The sequence below is a fragment of the Kribbella sp. NPDC003505 genome (assembly GCF_040610875.1).
Taxonomy (GTDB): Bacteria; Actinomycetota; Actinomycetes; order Propionibacteriales; family Kribbellaceae; genus Kribbella.
Genome location: NZ_JBEXNA010000010.1, coordinates 164973 through 180573, shown reverse-complemented (window position 1 = coordinate 180573; position 15601 = coordinate 164973). Strand labels below are relative to the sequence as shown.

14 protein-coding genes are annotated in these 15601 nt (G+C 70.2%); 6 read left to right on the top strand and 8 right to left on the bottom strand.

Annotated features, from left to right (window positions below):
* Positions 1-112: 112 nt before the first annotated feature.
* The gene (gene aspS / locus ABZX12_RS30590; RefSeq protein WP_355698794.1) at positions 113-1402 is read left to right on the top strand and encodes an aspartate--tRNA(Asn) ligase; all 1290 of its coding nucleotides are present in this window, start codon (positions 113-115) and stop codon (positions 1400-1402) included.
* Complete coding sequence (locus tag ABZX12_RS30585; protein WP_355698792.1) at positions 1402-2253, top strand: aminoglycoside phosphotransferase family protein; 852 nt, start codon at positions 1402-1404, stop codon at positions 2251-2253. Before aspS ends, ABZX12_RS30585 begins: the two co-directional genes overlap by 1 nt.
* 115 nt (positions 2254-2368) lie before the next feature.
* On the opposite strand, the gene ABZX12_RS30580 is transcribed toward ABZX12_RS30585, so the two are convergent.
* The 4 genes from ABZX12_RS30580 to ABZX12_RS30565 form a co-directional block, all read right to left on the bottom strand.
* Positions 2369-3463 (bottom strand): hypothetical protein, encoded by a 1095-nt coding sequence (locus tag ABZX12_RS30580; RefSeq protein ID WP_355698790.1) that lies wholly within the window; start codon positions 3461-3463, stop codon positions 2369-2371.
* Positions 3463-4548 (bottom strand): hypothetical protein, encoded by a 1086-nt coding sequence (locus tag ABZX12_RS30575; RefSeq protein WP_355698788.1) that lies wholly within the window; start codon positions 4546-4548, stop codon positions 3463-3465. The genes ABZX12_RS30580 and ABZX12_RS30575 overlap by 1 nt, the downstream gene beginning before the upstream one ends.
* Complete coding sequence (locus ABZX12_RS30570; RefSeq protein ID WP_355698787.1) at positions 4545-5669, bottom strand: hypothetical protein; 1125 nt, start codon at positions 5667-5669, stop codon at positions 4545-4547. Before ABZX12_RS30570 ends, ABZX12_RS30575 begins: the two co-directional genes overlap by 4 nt.
* Before the next feature lie 81 nt (positions 5670-5750).
* The gene (locus ABZX12_RS30565) at positions 5751-6203 is read right to left on the bottom strand and encodes a hypothetical protein (protein WP_355698785.1); all 453 of its coding nucleotides are present in this window, start codon (positions 6201-6203) and stop codon (positions 5751-5753) included.
* 125 nt (positions 6204-6328) lie between these two features.
* Here ABZX12_RS30565 and ABZX12_RS30560 point away from each other — a divergent pair, with 125 nt between their 5' ends.
* The 4 genes from ABZX12_RS30560 (at position 6329) to ABZX12_RS30545 (ending at position 11750) form a co-directional block, all read left to right on the top strand.
* Complete coding sequence (locus ABZX12_RS30560) at positions 6329-7558, top strand: ArgE/DapE family deacylase (RefSeq protein ID WP_355698783.1); 1230 nt, start codon at positions 6329-6331, stop codon at positions 7556-7558.
* 12 nt (positions 7559-7570) lie between these two features.
* Complete coding sequence (locus ABZX12_RS30555) at positions 7571-10126, top strand: BREX system ATP-binding domain-containing protein (protein ID WP_355698781.1); 2556 nt, start codon at positions 7571-7573, stop codon at positions 10124-10126.
* A gap of 128 nt (positions 10127-10254) precedes the next feature.
* Positions 10255-10974, top strand: coding sequence for an alpha/beta hydrolase (locus ABZX12_RS30550; RefSeq protein ID WP_355698779.1), 720 nt, complete (start codon positions 10255-10257; stop codon positions 10972-10974).
* Positions 10971-11750, top strand: coding sequence for an alpha/beta hydrolase (locus tag ABZX12_RS30545; RefSeq protein WP_355698778.1), 780 nt, complete (start codon positions 10971-10973; stop codon positions 11748-11750). Before ABZX12_RS30550 ends, ABZX12_RS30545 begins: the two co-directional genes overlap by 4 nt.
* A gap of 47 nt (positions 11751-11797) precedes the next feature.
* On the opposite strand, the gene ABZX12_RS30540 is transcribed toward ABZX12_RS30545, so the two are convergent.
* From ABZX12_RS30540 to ABZX12_RS30525, 4 genes are all read right to left on the bottom strand, one after another.
* Positions 11798-13030, bottom strand: coding sequence for a serine hydrolase domain-containing protein (locus tag ABZX12_RS30540; protein WP_355698776.1), 1233 nt, complete (start codon positions 13028-13030; stop codon positions 11798-11800).
* A 45-nt stretch (positions 13031-13075) separates the two neighbouring features.
* Positions 13076-13738: a DUF4097 family beta strand repeat-containing protein gene (locus ABZX12_RS30535; RefSeq protein WP_355698774.1), complete on the bottom strand. Its 663-nt coding sequence runs from the start codon at positions 13736-13738 to the stop codon at positions 13076-13078.
* A 112-nt stretch (positions 13739-13850) separates the two neighbouring features.
* Complete coding sequence (locus tag ABZX12_RS30530) at positions 13851-14297, bottom strand: hypothetical protein (RefSeq protein WP_355698772.1); 447 nt, start codon at positions 14295-14297, stop codon at positions 13851-13853.
* Positions 14298-14445: 148 nt separating this feature from the next.
* Positions 14446-15555 (bottom strand): tetratricopeptide repeat protein, encoded by a 1110-nt coding sequence (locus ABZX12_RS30525; protein WP_355699070.1) that lies wholly within the window; start codon positions 15553-15555, stop codon positions 14446-14448.
* Between the last annotated feature and the right edge of the window lie 46 nt (positions 15556-15601).

The window sequence follows — 15601 nt, the reverse complement described above, 5'->3', positions numbered from 1 at the left end:
GTTGTGCAAGAGGCCGGACCAGCTTGGTCCGGTGAAGGTGTGGTGGCACCGCGAGATTCCCCTTCGCCCACACCTCCGGGGTTCGGATGAAGACCTGGAGGTGAAAACAGCGATGCGAATTCTCAGCCATGAGATCCCCTCAGCAGTGGGCCAGACCGTCACGGTGGCCGGCTGGGTGCACCGAAGACGACGGCTCGCCGCCGTCAGTTTCCTGATCCTGCGCGACCGGTCCGGCCTCAGCCAGATCGTCGTCAAGTCCGAGGAAACCCAGACGCAGCTGGACGAGCTCGGTGAGGAGACCGTGGTCCAGGTGACCGGTACGGTCGCCGCCAACCCACAGGCTCCTGGCGGCGCGGAGATCGTCGACCCGGTGATCGAGCCGCTGACCGAGCCGGCCGCGACACCGCCGATCGAGCTGTGGCGTCCGGCGGTCGGGGCAGGGCTGCCCGTCGTGCTCGACAACGCACCGGTCGCGCTGCGGCATCCGGCGGTGCGGGCCGGGTGGGAAGTGGCGGCGGCCGCGATCCACGGGTTCCGCTCCGCGCTGGACAGGCAGGGCTTCACGGAGGTCCAGACGCCGAAGATCGTCGGCGCGGCCACCGAGTCCGGCGCGAACGTGTTCGAGCTGGACTACTTCGGCCGGCCGGCGTACCTGGCGCAGTCGCCGCAGTTCTACAAGCAGACGATGGTCGGCGTGTTCGAGCGGGTCTTCGAGGTCGGTCCGGTGTTCCGGGCCGAGCCGCACGACACCGTCCGGCACCTCGCCGAGTACGTCTCGCTCGACGCGGAGTTCGGGTTCATCAGCGACCACCGTGACGTCCTCGCCGTCCTGCGTTCCGTCATTGCCGAGATGTTGTCGGCGGTGGGTTCGCGGGCGGGCGGCGCGCTGGAGCGGCTCGGGGTGACGGTGCCGGAGATCCCGGTCGACGTACCGGTCGTGCACTTCAGCGAGGCGCTGAAGATCGCCGGCGCGGAGCCGGACGAGCCGGACCTGTCGCCCGCTGACGAGCGTGCGGTCGGCGAGTGGGCGTTGCGCGAGCACGGCAGCGACTTCGTCGCGGTCGAGGGCTACCCGATGGTGAAGCGCCCGTTCTACACGCACCCGCAGCCGTCGGACCTGCGCTGGTCGAACTCGTTCGACCTGCTGTTCCGCGGGGTCGAGCTGGTCACCGGAGGCCAGCGTCTGCACCGGTACTCCGACTACGTCGCCGTCCTGGCAGCGCAGGGTGAGTCGGCGGACGCCCCGGCGTACAGCTCGTACCTGCAGGCGTTCAAGCACGGGATGCCGCCGCACGGCGGGTTCGCGATCGGGCTGGAGCGGTTCGTGGCCCGGCTGACCGGGGCGGAGAACGTCCGCGAGGTCACGCTGTTCCCGCGCGACCTGCACCGGTTGACCCCCTGATGGACACCACCGCGTCGGTTGTCGCCGAGCTGAATGTTGCTCTGGGCACCAGTTATCGGGTCGTGCGGCAACTGACCGGTGGTCTGCAGTCGACGGCGTACGAGCTGACCGACTGCGTCGTCCTCAAGTGGACCGGCAACCCGGCCTGGGCGCCACGGGTACGGAAGGCCGCCGAACTCGTCCGCCGGGCACGTGCCGTCGGCTATCCCACGCCCGCGTGGCTGGCCGTCGGCACGACCGCCGCCGGATCGCCGTACCAGTTGCAGGAGTTCGTGCCGGGCACGCCGCCGACGCTGGATACTGCTTTGGCACAGCAGGTGATCGAGACCTGCGAGCTCCAGCGCGACCTGCTCCCCGAGGACCACGAGGTCACCTGGTCGGGCTGGTCGCACGGCGTCGTCTTCGACGGCTGGGACGGAGTGTGGGAACGCGTCCAGACGTACGACGACGAGGCCACGGAGTTGCTGCGACGGTACGGCGCGTTGTGCGCGCCGTACCGGGACGAGGAGTTGGCGCACCACGACTTCGTGCACGGCGACCTGAACATGGGCAACCTCCTGGCGGCCGACGGCCGGATCACCGGCATCATCGACATCGAGGCCGCCGGCGGCGGAGCACGCGCCTACGACCTGGTGTCCCTGGCCGCCTCCGCCGCCCGCGACGGCGCCGCGGACGGCGTCGACGAGCTGTTCCTGGAAGCAGCACTACGAGCCAACGGCCGCGCCACGACCGCCGTGTGTGCAGCCGCAGCGTTCGCCAGCGTCGCAGAGTTCGTCCACGACCGCCCGACGTACGCCCAGGACATGGTCAACCACGGCGGCCGCCGAGTCCTGGACCTTCTCGGCGCGTAGGCATCAGCAGCTGGACAGTACGTATACACCTACTACCCCAGAATCGGGAGCCTGGCGAGGGGCTGAATCTCGTGCCAGTGGCCGTATACGTACTGTCGAGCTGCAGAGAACAGGTCTAGTTGACGACCGTCACCGGGGTAGAACCGCTGGCCTGGCTGACGTTGCTGACATTATCGGTGCTGACAGCAACAACTCGGTAGGCGCCGGGGGTCGGTGTCGAGGTCCAGGTCACCTGGTAGTTGGTGGCGGCCGTCGAGGACCCGATTGCGGTCCAGTTGGTGCTCGTGCAGGCACCGGAGTGGCCGGTGCAGTAGTAGTACGCAACGGACTTCACGCCGGCCCCGGTCCCGTCAGACGTCTCCTCGGCGAGCGTCGCACCGCTGCTGACCGCCACTGTGATGTTGAAGGCCGTCGACGGGGCACTCGCGGCCAGGCTGGACCCAGTCGCGGTCGGAGATGCGGTGAGTGTGATGCCGAGCGCGGTCCCGTTGAAGACCACGTTGCTGAATGTGGCTCTGCCGCCGGCATCCGTGACCGCGGACCCAACGGGCGCTCCGGTGGCGGAAGTGAGCGTCACGCCGGTCCCTGCCCCGGCCACGGGATTGCCGACCTGATCCTGGACCTGGACGGTGATCGCGGGTGTCAGCGGGGTACCGACATAGCCGCTGGTCGGCCCCTGGACGAAGGCGAGCTTGCTTGCAGCGCCTGCGGTGATTGTGATCGCAGAGCTCGGAGAGTCCGGCGTGGTGTCACTCGAGGTCGCGACTTTGAAGGTGCTGGCCTGGTACGTGCCGACGGGGGCGTTGGTGAGGCCCGCCAGCTTGACCGAACCGCTTGCGCCCTTCGCGAGAGAGCAGCCACTGCCCAGAGTGACCGTGATGAGGTCGGAGCCACTGGCCGGGCCGTCAGCGGCAACGCTCGACACCGTACATCCGGCGGTGAACCCGCCCGGCGTCACGACTGGCGTGCTCGGCTCGCTGAAAGCGCCGGGGAAGGTCACCGTGATCGTGCTGCCACTGGTCAGCGCGCCGCTGCCGTTGCTGGCCTTGAACCCGACCGTCCAGTCTGCGGTCGCTCCACCGACGAGAGACGAGCTGGTGAAGGTGACATTGCTGACGCTTGACGCTGCGAAGGCGGCAGGGCCTGCGAGGAGGCCGGCACCGGCCAGGAGCGCGATGCAGCCCGCTGTCCACAGGCGTTTGATGGTCATCAGGAGAGTCCGTTCACTGTCGGGCGGGAAGCGTTCGGTGGCGTGGTGTCCACGGTGAGCGCTGTCGCGGTGCTCGGGGCGCCGGCGTTGCCGGCGGCGTCCGTGGCCACGGCGACGACGCTGTAGGTTCCGTCGGCCGCGAACGGCGCGCTCTTGGTGACGGCGAAGTTGGTGGCCGCCGAGGTGGACGATCCGACGGCGGTCCAGTTCGTCGCGGTGCAGCTTCCGGTGGCGCCGGTGCAGCGGTAGTACGCGACCGATGCGACGCCGGAGAAGTCATCGGTGGCCGAGTCTGTCAGCGTGACGGCCGTGTTGCCGACGAAGCTGCCGAACGACCCGCTTGCTGTGGCGACCGGCGCTGACGCCGTCGGTACCACAGCGTCGTACGACACCGTGCCGTCCGTGCTGGTCGATGTTGTGTTGCCTGCCCTTCCGGAGTCGTACGCGCTGTTGGCCGCGATCGACACCGTCACCAAGCTGCTGCTGGTCAATCCGCTGACGGCCAGGTTGTACGTCGGACCGTTGCCGCTCACCACGACTGTCGCGGTCGCGGGGCTGACGGTGACGTCCGCGCTGGTGAAGTCGGTGACAGCCTCGCTGAAGACCGCGGTGAAGTTGACGGGCGACGAAGCGGCCGGATCGGCCTGACCGGCGGCCTGATCGACCGTCACGGACGGGCGCGAGTTGTGCACCGTCACGGTGGCGCTCGAGGCCGACGCGGTCCAGCTGGCCGAGAGCGCGGTGACGACGTAGTGGTACGTCCCGTCCGGCACGGCCAAGTCGTTGCAGGAGGTCGCGGACGTCGGCGAGGCTTGCGTCGTACCGCAGGCGGCTGTCGTCGTACCGTCGCTGTTGAGGACCCGGGTCACGACGTAGCCGGTCGCACGGGCCGAGGCCGTCCAGGCGAGGTTGACCGTTCCGCCGCCGGGTGGTGCCGTGGCGGTGACCGTGGCCGGTGGAGCGAGCGTGCCGGTCGATGCGGTGCCCGCGCCGGAGCCGGCCCCGGTCCAGAACGCCCAGGTGGTACCGGCGCCGGTCATCGCGAGGACGACGAGACCGAGCACCAGGAGCACGCGTCGAGTCATGATCCGCTCCCCGCGCCTGAGTAAGCGAGTGTGATGGTGGCGCCCTTGCAGCCGTCTTGGTTTGTTGGAGTGTTGAGCATTGTGACGGTCGGCCAGGACGACTGTGATGCGGCGAGGGTGGACAGTGCTCGGCTGGTGTTGCCGGGGACTGCAAGTGGGTAGGTGCCGGTGTACTGGGTGACCTTGTAGTCGGTCAGGGTGCACGGCTGGTTGTGGGTGGTTGCGTAGAGCGTGCGGGTGACCGATTGGACGGTGACGGTCAGGTTCGTCACGGAGATGGGTTTCTTGTTCGGGTTGGTGAGAGTCAGGTCGAGCGGGCGTGAGATGCCGGGTGCGAGGGTGCCGGACAGGTTGCCGCTGATCGCGAAAGGCTTGCCCGTGGTGGCCAGGACCAGTTGGACGGTCGCGTAGGCGTACTGGGTGACTCCGGCCGGGTTCTTGCCGGAGGCGATCAGGTTGAGCGTGAAAGTGCCGTCGTCGGCGGTCGCGGGTGTGGTGACCTGAAGCGTCGAGGAGTTGCCGGTCGTCGGGTTCGGCGTGAAGGTCGCGGTCGCCTCGGACGGCAGGCCGCCGACAGTCTCGAACGTGACTGCGCCGGGGAAGTTCGTGCGGGTCAGTTGCGCGGTGAACACCGCGGTCGACCCGGGCGCCAGGGTGACGGAGGCCGGGGTCACGGTCAACGCGACAGCGCTGGACAGCGGGGCGTTGACGGTGAGGCCGGCGGTGACAGTGCCGCTGACCTTCGTGCCGGTGCCCTGCACGGTGAGCGTGGCCGATCCGGTCGGCGTGGTCGCTGTGGTGTTCACGGTCAGCGTCGTGCTCGCCGTACCGCCGGACGTGAGCGTCACCGAGGCCGGGCTGAAGGACGCTGACGCGTTCGCGGGTGCGCCGGTGGCGCTGAGCGCGACCGCGCCGGTGAAGCCGCCGGTCGAGGTCACGCTGATCGTGTACGTCGCGGTCTGGCCGCGCGTCACGGACTGGCTGGTCGGTGTGATGCCCAGTGTGATGCCGGGTTTCGCCGGCTGCGCGGCGTACGCCAGGCCGGCTGCGGCCAGCAGCAGGCACACGCCGGCGATCACGAACCTGATCAACCGGTGGCGGGCCTTTCGCGTGCCTTGCATCTCACTCCCCCAAGAACTGGTGCGGTCCCGGCCCGGACGAGGCGTACGCCCCGCCCAGGCCTGGGAAACCACGGTGACGTACTAGTTGCTGGCGTAGGACAGGTTGACCGTCGCGCCCTTGCAGCCGTCCTGGTTGGTGGCCTTGTTGTTGAACTTGATCGTCGCGCCGGTGAACGGCACGGTGCCGCCCGCGGCGACGTCCTGGCCCACGGTCATGACCGGGCTGGCCAGCGTGTAGTCAGAGGCGTCACAGGTGCCGGTCGCGGTCACCGAGGCGATGCTCACGGTCACGGTGTTGACGTACGCGGAGTTCGTGGCGTTGTTCTTCACGGTGCCGGTGATCGCCTGCGCGGTGTCGCCGGGGAACATGTTCGAGATCTCGCTGGTCTGCGTGATCGTCAGGTTGCTGGCGCCGGCCGATGTGGTGCCCGTGCCCGAGCCGGAGCCGGTGGTCGACCAGTAGGCGAAGGCCGAGCCGGCGCCGATGGCGAGGACGGCGGCGGTGGTGATCAGGATCTTCTTCTTGCGGTGCATGGTGGTTTCCCCCTTGTCGGACGGCCCGGCGGGCCGACTCCTGAGGAATGTTGTCAGCGCCGCAGCGCGCGGTCTGTCGGCTGAACGGTCAGACTTTGTCGTCCGATTGGTGGTATTCCAGTGCCGTGACTTACGAGACTGAGCAGGCCGTTCTGGCCGCGATCGACGAGGACCGCATCATCGGTGAACTGCGGGAGCTGGTGCGGATCCCGAGTGTGGACGGGACCGCGGCGGAGGTCGACGTCCAGGCCTGGTGTGCGGGGCGGTTGGCGGAGCTGGGGCTCACCGTCGACCACTGGCGGCTCGAGCTGCCGGAGCTGACGGCGGACCCGCGGTTCCCGGGCATGGAGGTCGAGCGGACCGAGGCGTGGGGCTGCGTCGGCGTCCTGGGCGGCGACCGTACGCCGGGCCTGATTCTCAACGGACATGTCGACGTGGTGCCGGGTGATGTGTTCGACGCGCGGATCGAGGACGGCGTGATGTGGGGCCGCGGAACCTGTGACATGAAGGGCGGTGTCGCCGCGGTGCTCGGTGCGGTGGCGGCTGTCGTTGCCGCGGGCATCCCGCTGCGCAAGCCGCTCGCGGTGCACACCGTGATCGGCGAGGAGGACGGCGGCGTCGGCGCGTTCGCGACGTTGCGCCGCGGTCATACCGGCGAGGCGTGCCTGATCGCGGAGCCGACCGCCGGGACGGTCATCCCGGCCAACGCGGGCTCGCTGACCTTCCGCCTGGAGGTGCCGGGGCTCGCCACGCACGGCTCGACCCGGAGCCGCGGGGTGAGTGCGATCGAGAAGTTCACCGTGATCCAGACCGCGCTGCAGGAGCTCGAGCGCGAGCGCAACCGGGACCCGCACCCGCTGCTCGCCCACCTCGACCTCGCCAACCCGCTGTCCGTCGGCACCGTCGCGGCCGGCGACTGGGCGAGCACGGTGCCCGACCGCCTGATCGCCGAGGGCCGGTACGGCGTACGTCTCGGCGAGGCCGTCGCGGACGCGCGGACCGCCTTCCAGGACGCGGTCGCGGAGGCGTGCGCGCAGGACGAGTGGCTGCGCGACCATCCGGTCACGGTCAGCTGGCCGGGTGGTGAGTTCGCGTCCGGTCTGCTGCCCGAGGGCGACCCGCTGCTCGCGGACACTGTCGCCGCAGTGTCTGACGCCGGCGGGACGGCCCCGGCGGTCAAGGGAGCGCCGTACGGATCCGATCTCCGGCAATACGCCGCAGCAGGCATCCCCACGCTCCAGTACGGGCCAGGTGACGTCCGGTACGCCCATGCGGCCGACGAACACGTGGTGCTGGCCGACGTACTGCGCGCCGCCCGGACGTATGCCCTGCTGGCTGTCCGTCGCTGCGGTTGATACAAATCCACCATGGTGCCGCTGCGGGGACGCTCTGAGGAGCTCGGCAAGCTCCTGGAGGCTCTGCGAGCGGCCGCCAACGGGCAGGCCTCGCTGGCGGTCGTCAGTGGCGAGCCTGGGATCGGCAAGTCAGCGCTCCTGGCAGCAGCTGTCGAGCAGGCCGAGCGACAGGGCTTCCTGGTCGCCAGTGCGGTCGCACACCAGACCGACAACATCAGTCCGCTCGCCTCGCTCGCGCCTGCGCTCAGGGCCGGCCCAGAGCCGCTGATCGACACCGACCAGTTCCTCGAGCTGGCAGCGCTCAACACCCAGCCGCTCTGGCTCGCCGAGCGGCTGGCTGACCTGATCGGTCGTCGTCTCGCCGGTGTGCGCGCCCTCATCGTGCTGGACGACGCCCAGTGGTCGGATCCGCTGACAGCTTTCGTCCTGCGGGTGGTCGTCGCCCGTCTTCCGGCCGCGCATCTCCTCTGGTTGCTCGCCACCCGCCCGAGCCCCGGCGGCCCTGCCGACCAACTTGTCGAGGCCGTGAACGTCCCGGTGCACGCCATCCCGCTCGCACCTCTGACCGCGGACGCGATCCAGGACCTTGCCGCGGATCGCCTGAACCACGCGGTCGATCCGTCGCTCGCGGTTCAGCTCGCCGGCGTCCAGGGCATCCCGTTCCTGGCCGAGCAGCTCATCGCCGGTCTGTACCTGAGCGACAGCGACCTGTCGGCTGGCCTCGTCGAGGGTGTACGCCGTCGCACCGGGGAGCTGTCCGAAGCGGCCCGGGACCTGGTCCGTACGGCTGCTGTCTTCGGCAGCGAGTTCCGCCTGGAAGACGTCGCCGTACTGATGGCCGCGCCGGTCGCCAGGCTCGCTGCGCCGTTGGAGGAGACGCTCCAGGCCGGTCTGCTCACGGATGCTGGGTCGGTACTGCGTTTCCGGCATGAGCTCCTGCGCTCCGCGGCGCTGGCCGACGTACCGCCGTCTGCGCAGCGAGCGCTGCACGGCGCGATCGCTCACCAATTGATGTCCGCCGGGCGCGGTGCGGCCGCTGCGGCACCGCATGTCCTCGCAGTAGCCCAGTCCGGCGACACGTCGGCTGTCGCGACGCTGCGCGAAGCGGCGCGGGACCTGCTGGCGACCATGTCGACCACCGCCGCGGAGGTGATCCAGGAGGCGTTCGACCTGACCCGCGTCGACGATCCGCTGCGCGCCGAGGTCGGCGTGGACGTGGTGGGCGTCCTGCTGGCCGCGTGGCAGTACGACCGGGCCAAGGCCTTCGCCGACGACCTGCTCAGCGGTACGGCGCTCTACCACGGGCCGATCACGCCGGACCTGCAGGCGACGATCCGGCTGCACCTGGCGCCGTACCAGTGGGCCAGTCAGCGTCTGGACGTGCAGGAGCTCACCGCCCCGGGCGCGTCACCGCATCTGGCCGAACGGCTCGCCGCCTTCCGCGCGCTGGCCGGCCAACAAACACCCTCCGTACAAGACCCGGTCGCGCGGGCGCTCCTTCGGGTCGCTGCTGCCGAGCAAGCCCAAGCCAACGGCAGGTACGCCGAGGCCCGCGACCTGTACGCCGGTGCACGGCAGGCAGAGACCGGTCTGGGGAGTCTGCCGACCACGTTGATCGAAGTCGGCGAGCTCTACTGCCGTGCTGAGACCGACGAGCTCCTCAATGCACTGGACCGCGTCCGAGAGCTCATGACCGTCGGCGACTCGTGGGCGGGGCCGCAGCTGGCGGTGCTGCGCGCGCGGCTCGAGTACGCGGCCGGCAACCTGCAGCAGGCGGAAGAAGCAGCCAACTCCGGTCTGCGATGGATGGACCAGCTGCAAGTGAGCGGTCTGGCCACAGCAGCGGAACAGGTACTCGCGCTGATCGCCCTGCTCCGCGGTCACCTCACTCAGGCCCGGAAGCTGGCCGGCAGCGACCCGACGATCAGTGCCCTGCTGGCGATCGCGGACGGCGACGCAAAGGCGGTCAGTCGGCTGGCTGCGACGCCACAGGACTTCCCTGAGCGCATCGGCGTCCTGCTGCAAGCCAATCTCGTGGACGAGCGGTCAGAGTCGGCCGCCGGCCGTGGTGCGCGTGCTGTCGTGGCTGCCGGCAACGACGTGGAGCAGCTCGCCGCGGCTGTCGAGATCGTCCGTACGGCGCAGCGGCCGTTGCTGCTGGCTCAGGCCGAGGAGCGCTACGGGCGAGCCGCGCTGGAAGCAGGTGATCGCAAGACCGGCGTACCGGCTCTGGAGCGGGCGCTGGACAGTCTGACGGCTCTCGGCGCCACAGCACCGGCTGGGCGCATCCAGGCGGTGCTGCAGGCGGCCGGGGTACGACGAAGGCGCTGGACTGCCGTACCCCCACGGGCCCAAGAGGGCTGGGAGGCACTCACGCCCATGGAGCGACGGGTCGCACTGCTCGTGGCCGAGGGGCACACGAACCGGTCGGCGGCCGAGGAACTCGTGGTGTCGGCCAGCACCGTCGGAACCCACCTCCGGGCGGTGTTCGGCAAGCTGGGGGTGAATTCGCGGGTCCAGCTCACCCGGCTCGTGCTGGAGCGGTTCGCCCCTCCCCCGAACGCATGAGATTTGGGTGCACGGCGCGCTCTCAGCACGCCGGCCGGCGCTGACAGGTTCACCTGTTCGCTCGATCCGCCGGAGCGGCCCGCAGAGGTTTCCTTCTACCAAGCAACCGAAGAAGGAGATCGAGGAAGATGACTGACAAGACCCCCACCGTCGTCCTGGTTCACGGTGCGTTCGCGGAGAACGCCAGCTGGTCCGGCGTGATCGCCGAGCTCACCGGCCGCGGCATCCCGGCGATCGCGGTCGCCAACGAGCTGCGCGGCCCCGCCCTCGACGGCAGCCGGGTCGCCGCCCAGGTCCGGGAGATCGACGGCCCGGTCGTCCTGGTCGGGCACTCGTACGGCGGTGCGGTCATCACCGCGGCCGCCAACCAGGCCGACAACGTCGCCGCGCTGGTGTACGTCGCCGCGTTCCTCCCGGAGGAGGACGAGAGCCTGCAGGACCTGCTCGGCAGCTTCCCCGCGAACGACTTCGCGTCCGGCCTCGTCCCGCACCAGCTGCCCACCGGCGACGGCGGCGAGGAGACCTGGCTGAGCATCGACCGGTCGAAGTTCCGGGCGCTGTTCGCGGCCGATGTCGAGGACGCGGAGCTGCTCGGCCGGACGCAGCGGCCGATCGCCGCGGCGGCGTTCGACGAGAAGTCCGGCGCGGCGAGCTGGAAGCGGCTCCCGGTCTACGACCTGGTCGCCACCGGTGACGAGGCGATCCACCCGGAGGGCCAGCGCACGATGGCCGCCCGCGCGAACGCCGTCACGATCGAGGTCGACGGCTCGCACGCGGTCGCCGTCTCGCAGCCGAAGGCCGTCGCCGACTTCATCGCGAGCGCCGTCGAGGCAGGTGCGAACCGATGAAGCCCAGGCACCTGGCGACGGTCGCCGCCGCGGCCGTCCTCACCCTCGCCGGTGTGACCACGGCGAGCGCTCAGACCGAACACCACCCGAAGCCCACCGTCGTCCTGCTGCACGGCGCGTTCGCCGACGGGGCCAGCTGGTCCGAGGTGACCAGCCGGCTGCAGCGGGACGGGTACACCGTGGTCGCCCCCGCCGTACCGCTGCGCGGAATCGCGTCGGACACGGCGTACCTGAAGGGCGTGCTCGACACCATCTCCGGCCCGAAGGTGCTCGTCGGCCACTCCTACGGCGGTGCGCTGGTGAGCCAGCTCGCCGGAACTGCCGGGGTGAAGTCGCTGGTGTACGTCGCCGCGTTCGTCCCGCAGGCCGGTGAGACGCTCGGGGCGCTGAACTCGCAGTACCCGGGCAGCGAGATCGGGCCGGACACGACGAACGCGATCAGCTACCCCGGAGGGGTGGATCTGGTGATGAAGCCGGAGTCGTTCCGCCGGGTGTTCGCCGCCGACCTGCCCGCGCGGCAGGCCGCCGTACTCGGGGCGTCGCAGCGCCCGGTCAACGCCGCCGTCTTCGACGAGAAGATCCCCACCGGCGCTCCGGCCGCGCTGCCGAAGTACGCCGTGATCCCGACCGGCGACCGCGCGATCGCGCCGGCCGCCGAGCGCTTCATGGCCGACCGCGCCCATGCCACCACCGTGGAGGTCGCCGGAGCGTCCCACTTGGTCGCCCTCTCCCAGCCGGGCACCGTGACCCGTGTGATCGAGCAGGCCGCCCGCTGAGAACCGAAGGCCGGACCGCAGCACGCGGTCCGGCCTTCGGAGCGCTCTCAGTCCTCCAGGGCCTGGTAGAGCGTGGTCCAGAAATCGTTCATGAGCTGCACCGAGGACGGAACAGTCGTACCGACCTGTGTGAGGAGGATGCCGACGACCTGGTTGACCGGGTCGGCGTACGTCGACGTGCCGGCGCCGCCGTCCCAGCCGAACTGCCCGATCGGCGCGTAGTCGCCCCGGTAGGTGCGCACGGCCATCCCGAAGCCCCAGCCGCCCTGCTGCCCCTGACCGAACGAGATGTGCACGTTGTCCCGGGCCAGCGTCTCCCGGGCGGCCAACTGCTCGGCGGTGAGGCTGTTGCTGGTCATCAGCTGCACCGCCGGGCGGGACAGGATCCGCTCGCCCTGGTGAACGCCGTGGTTCAGCAGCATCCGGAAGTAGGCGTGGTAGTCGTCGGCGGTCGAGTTCAGGCCGCCGCCACCGCCCTGGAACGCCGGCGGGGCGCTGTGCCGGCCGCCCTCGGCCTCGTCCCACACCTGGAACTCACCGGTCGCGGGGTCCGGCGCGTACAGCGGCGGCAGGCGGTGGATCTGGTCGGCGGGCACGGAGAACCCGGTGTCCTTCATGCCCAGCGGTCCGAAGATCCGCTCGCGCAGGAACTCGTCGTACGACTGACCGGTGACCCGGGCGACGAGAACGCCGACCAGGTCGCTGCTGATCTGGTACTGCCAGCGCTCGCCCGGCTGGTACATCAGCGGGAGGGTGCCGAGGCGCCGCATCCACTCGTCCGGCTCCGGCATCGGCACCGGCCCGTTGGGGGTGATGCCCTGCTCGAACAGGGCGCCCATGATCGGCGTACCGATCATCGTCATGTCCATGCCGAGCCCGAACGTCGAGGTCAGCACGTCCCGGACGGTGATCGGCCGCTTGGCGGGCACGGTGTCGTCCACCTGGCTGTCGATCCGCTTCAGCACCTGCCGGCCGGCCAGCTCGGGCAGCCACTGCTCGACGGTGTCGTCGAGCCGCAGCCGGCACTCGTCGAGCAGCACCATCGCGGCGGCGATCGAGACCGGCTTCGACGTCGAGGCCATCCGGAAGATGGTGTCCCGCTGCATCGGCGCACCGCCGTCGTGACGCATCGTGCCGAGCGTCTCGACGTGCGGTTCACCGTCGCCGCGGCTGACCAGGGCGACGACGCCGGGGATCTTCCCGGAGTCGACGTGCCGGGCCAGCACGTCGTGCAGCCGGCGCAGCCCGGTCTCGGTGAAGCCGGACGGAGTGGTTGACATGGCGGTGTTTCCCTTCGATCGGGCAGAGAGTCGGAAAGAGAGCCGTCAGAGGCTGCGGGCGACGATGTCGCCGACGCTGGTGGTCGCGTGGATGGTCAGTTCCGCGGCGCCGCTGTTCTTGAGCGCGTTGTCGATCCGGCCGGTGGCGGTGCCGGCGTCCAGCGCGGCCGAGACTCCGGCCGCGGCGCCGATCTCGATCTCGCCGACGTCGGTGCGCAGGACGAGGTCACCGCGGACGGCCTCGGCGATCCGGATGTCGCCCTTGCTGGTGCGGATCTCCGCGGGCCCGTTCAGCCGGCCGATGAAGACGTCGCTCGCCGAGGAGGCGATGCGGGCGCTCGCGACGTCCTGGAGGTCGATCAGGCCCTGTGCGCCCTCGACGACGACGTCTCCGAGCGGTCCGGTCGCCCGGAGCTCGACGCTGGCCGTCTTCACCTCGGCCCGGGAACCGGTCGGCAGCCGCACGGTCACCGCGACGGCGCCGGACGGCCCGAAGTACTGGTTCTTCGCGACGACCTCGACCCGCAGCACGCCGTCGGCGTACTCGACCTTGGTCGCCTCGGCCGCCTTCACGTCGCGGCTCTTCGCGGCGTTGGCCGGCTGCACCTCGACCATGGTCTCGGCCTGGTCGGCGGCGACGAACGTGATGCTTCCGGCGGGGATGTCCAGCACTGCGGAGATCGGCTCGGGGGTGGTGAACGTAGACATTGTAGCGCCTTCCTGATGGTGAACTCTGTTGTTGCCCCAACTCTCGAGGAGCGTCCTGACACCAGACCGCCGCCGCACTGACACGGCTGCGCCCGCGGTGTCGGGGCAGGTGTCAGCAGCCGAGCCGGTCGGCGATGACGTCCAGCACGTCGCGCAGGTCGCGGTCCATCCGAGTCCGCAGCCCGATGTCGGCGATCCCGTCGGCGAACCCCGGATGGCCGGGTACGACGCGGTGTACGCGGTGGGTCACCAGCGCTCCGGCAGGGCAGGCGGTGACGGCGTAGACCCCGCCGTACCAGCTCTGCACTGCCAGCGTCGAGCCGCGGCTGTCGGCCTGGATCTCGACCGGCTCGAGAGGACCTGCCAGCTCGGCGCGGTAGGTGCCCGCCGCTTCACTGGCGACGACCGTCATGGCACCGCGGCGGGCGGCCGACGCCCTGGCCAGGACGAGCAGGTTGTCGTCGCCGACCCGGCCCTCGCGTACCGCGAGGAGCAGTCCGGCGACCGCGGCGACCGGCGCGGCGACGGTTCCCTGCACGACCCATGGCTTCGTGTCCATGGCCCCGAGCTTCGATGCCGCTCGGCCGTGCGGACAATCCGCGGAACGGCTCGTGGGACAGGCGTGCTGCCGGCAGTCACGCCCTGACCTGCGAGTTCACCGGTGGCCCTGGCCTGCGCCGAACGTGTCCCGGGACGGGACGGGACACTCAGGAGACGAGACCCGTGCGCGCCTCAGGCACCAAGTACTCGAGGCCGTGCGCCGTGGCGAGCTCCAACGCCTCCCGGAAGTACCGTGTCGCGCGGTCGCCGTCGCCGACCGCCCTGCATGCCCTGGCGTACGGGAGGTGTGCCCGGACGAGTCGATCGGGTTCGCCGGCCTCCTCGAGAATCCGCACGGCCTCGGTCTGCCTGGCTTCAGCGTCCTCGGCGCGGCCAAGATGAAGCAGGGCGATCGCCACGTCCGTGAGGCTGTTCGCCTCGAAGAGCACATGCCCGGTAGCCTGACTGATCGCAACAGCCTGCTCCGCGTAGGCGAGCGCGCCCTGCGCATCGCCCAGGCCCAGCGCTGCCCGGCCCAGCACGTCCAGGCACATCCTGGCCGTCTGGCGATCAGCCGTCTCAAGTACGTCGGCCGCGACCTCACGTGCCGCTTCGTACTTCCCCAGCCGCACAAGCGCGTGGCTGAGCGTGCAGCGTACGCGTCCCCGGACGGCCGACTCGTCAGCCGGCAGAACGGCGACTGCCTGTTCCAGAAGCTCTACAGCGCCGGCTGCGTCGTCGTACTCGTGCAGTTCGCCCAGCTGGAAGATGGCCATCGCCTCGCCGACGCCGTCGCCTTCAGCAGCCAGCAGGGCGCGAGCGGTCCGCAGCTCGGGGTCGGCATCGCTCAGTCGCCCCATCCGCATCAGCAGCACTCCATGCAGGTAGTGGTGCGAGGCAAGCACCCGGCGATCACCCAGCCGCTCGGCCGCGGGCAGACTGGCCACCAACGCCTCGTACAGGTGAGCAGAGCCACCACGGCGCGCATGAGCGATCGTGGCGAGCTGCCCGAGGCCGACGGCTACCAAGTCGATCCGCAGCTGGGCAGCGAGCGCGAGCGTCGCCGTGAGGTTGCCCCACTCGGTGTCCATCCACTTGACGCCGCTGTCGTGGCTGGACAGATCAGGCAGCGCGGGCGGCGGCTGTGACACGGTGACCGGCAGCGGAAACAAGACCAGGATCAGCTGCTTCACGGCCAGCAGGCCGCTCAGGTAATAGTCGCCCAAACGCGTGATCGCCGGCACCGGATCGGCCGTCGGGTCGTCGGCCCGGGCCACCTGCCGCAACAGGTCGTGCATCCGGTATCGGCCCGCCGCGGGCTCC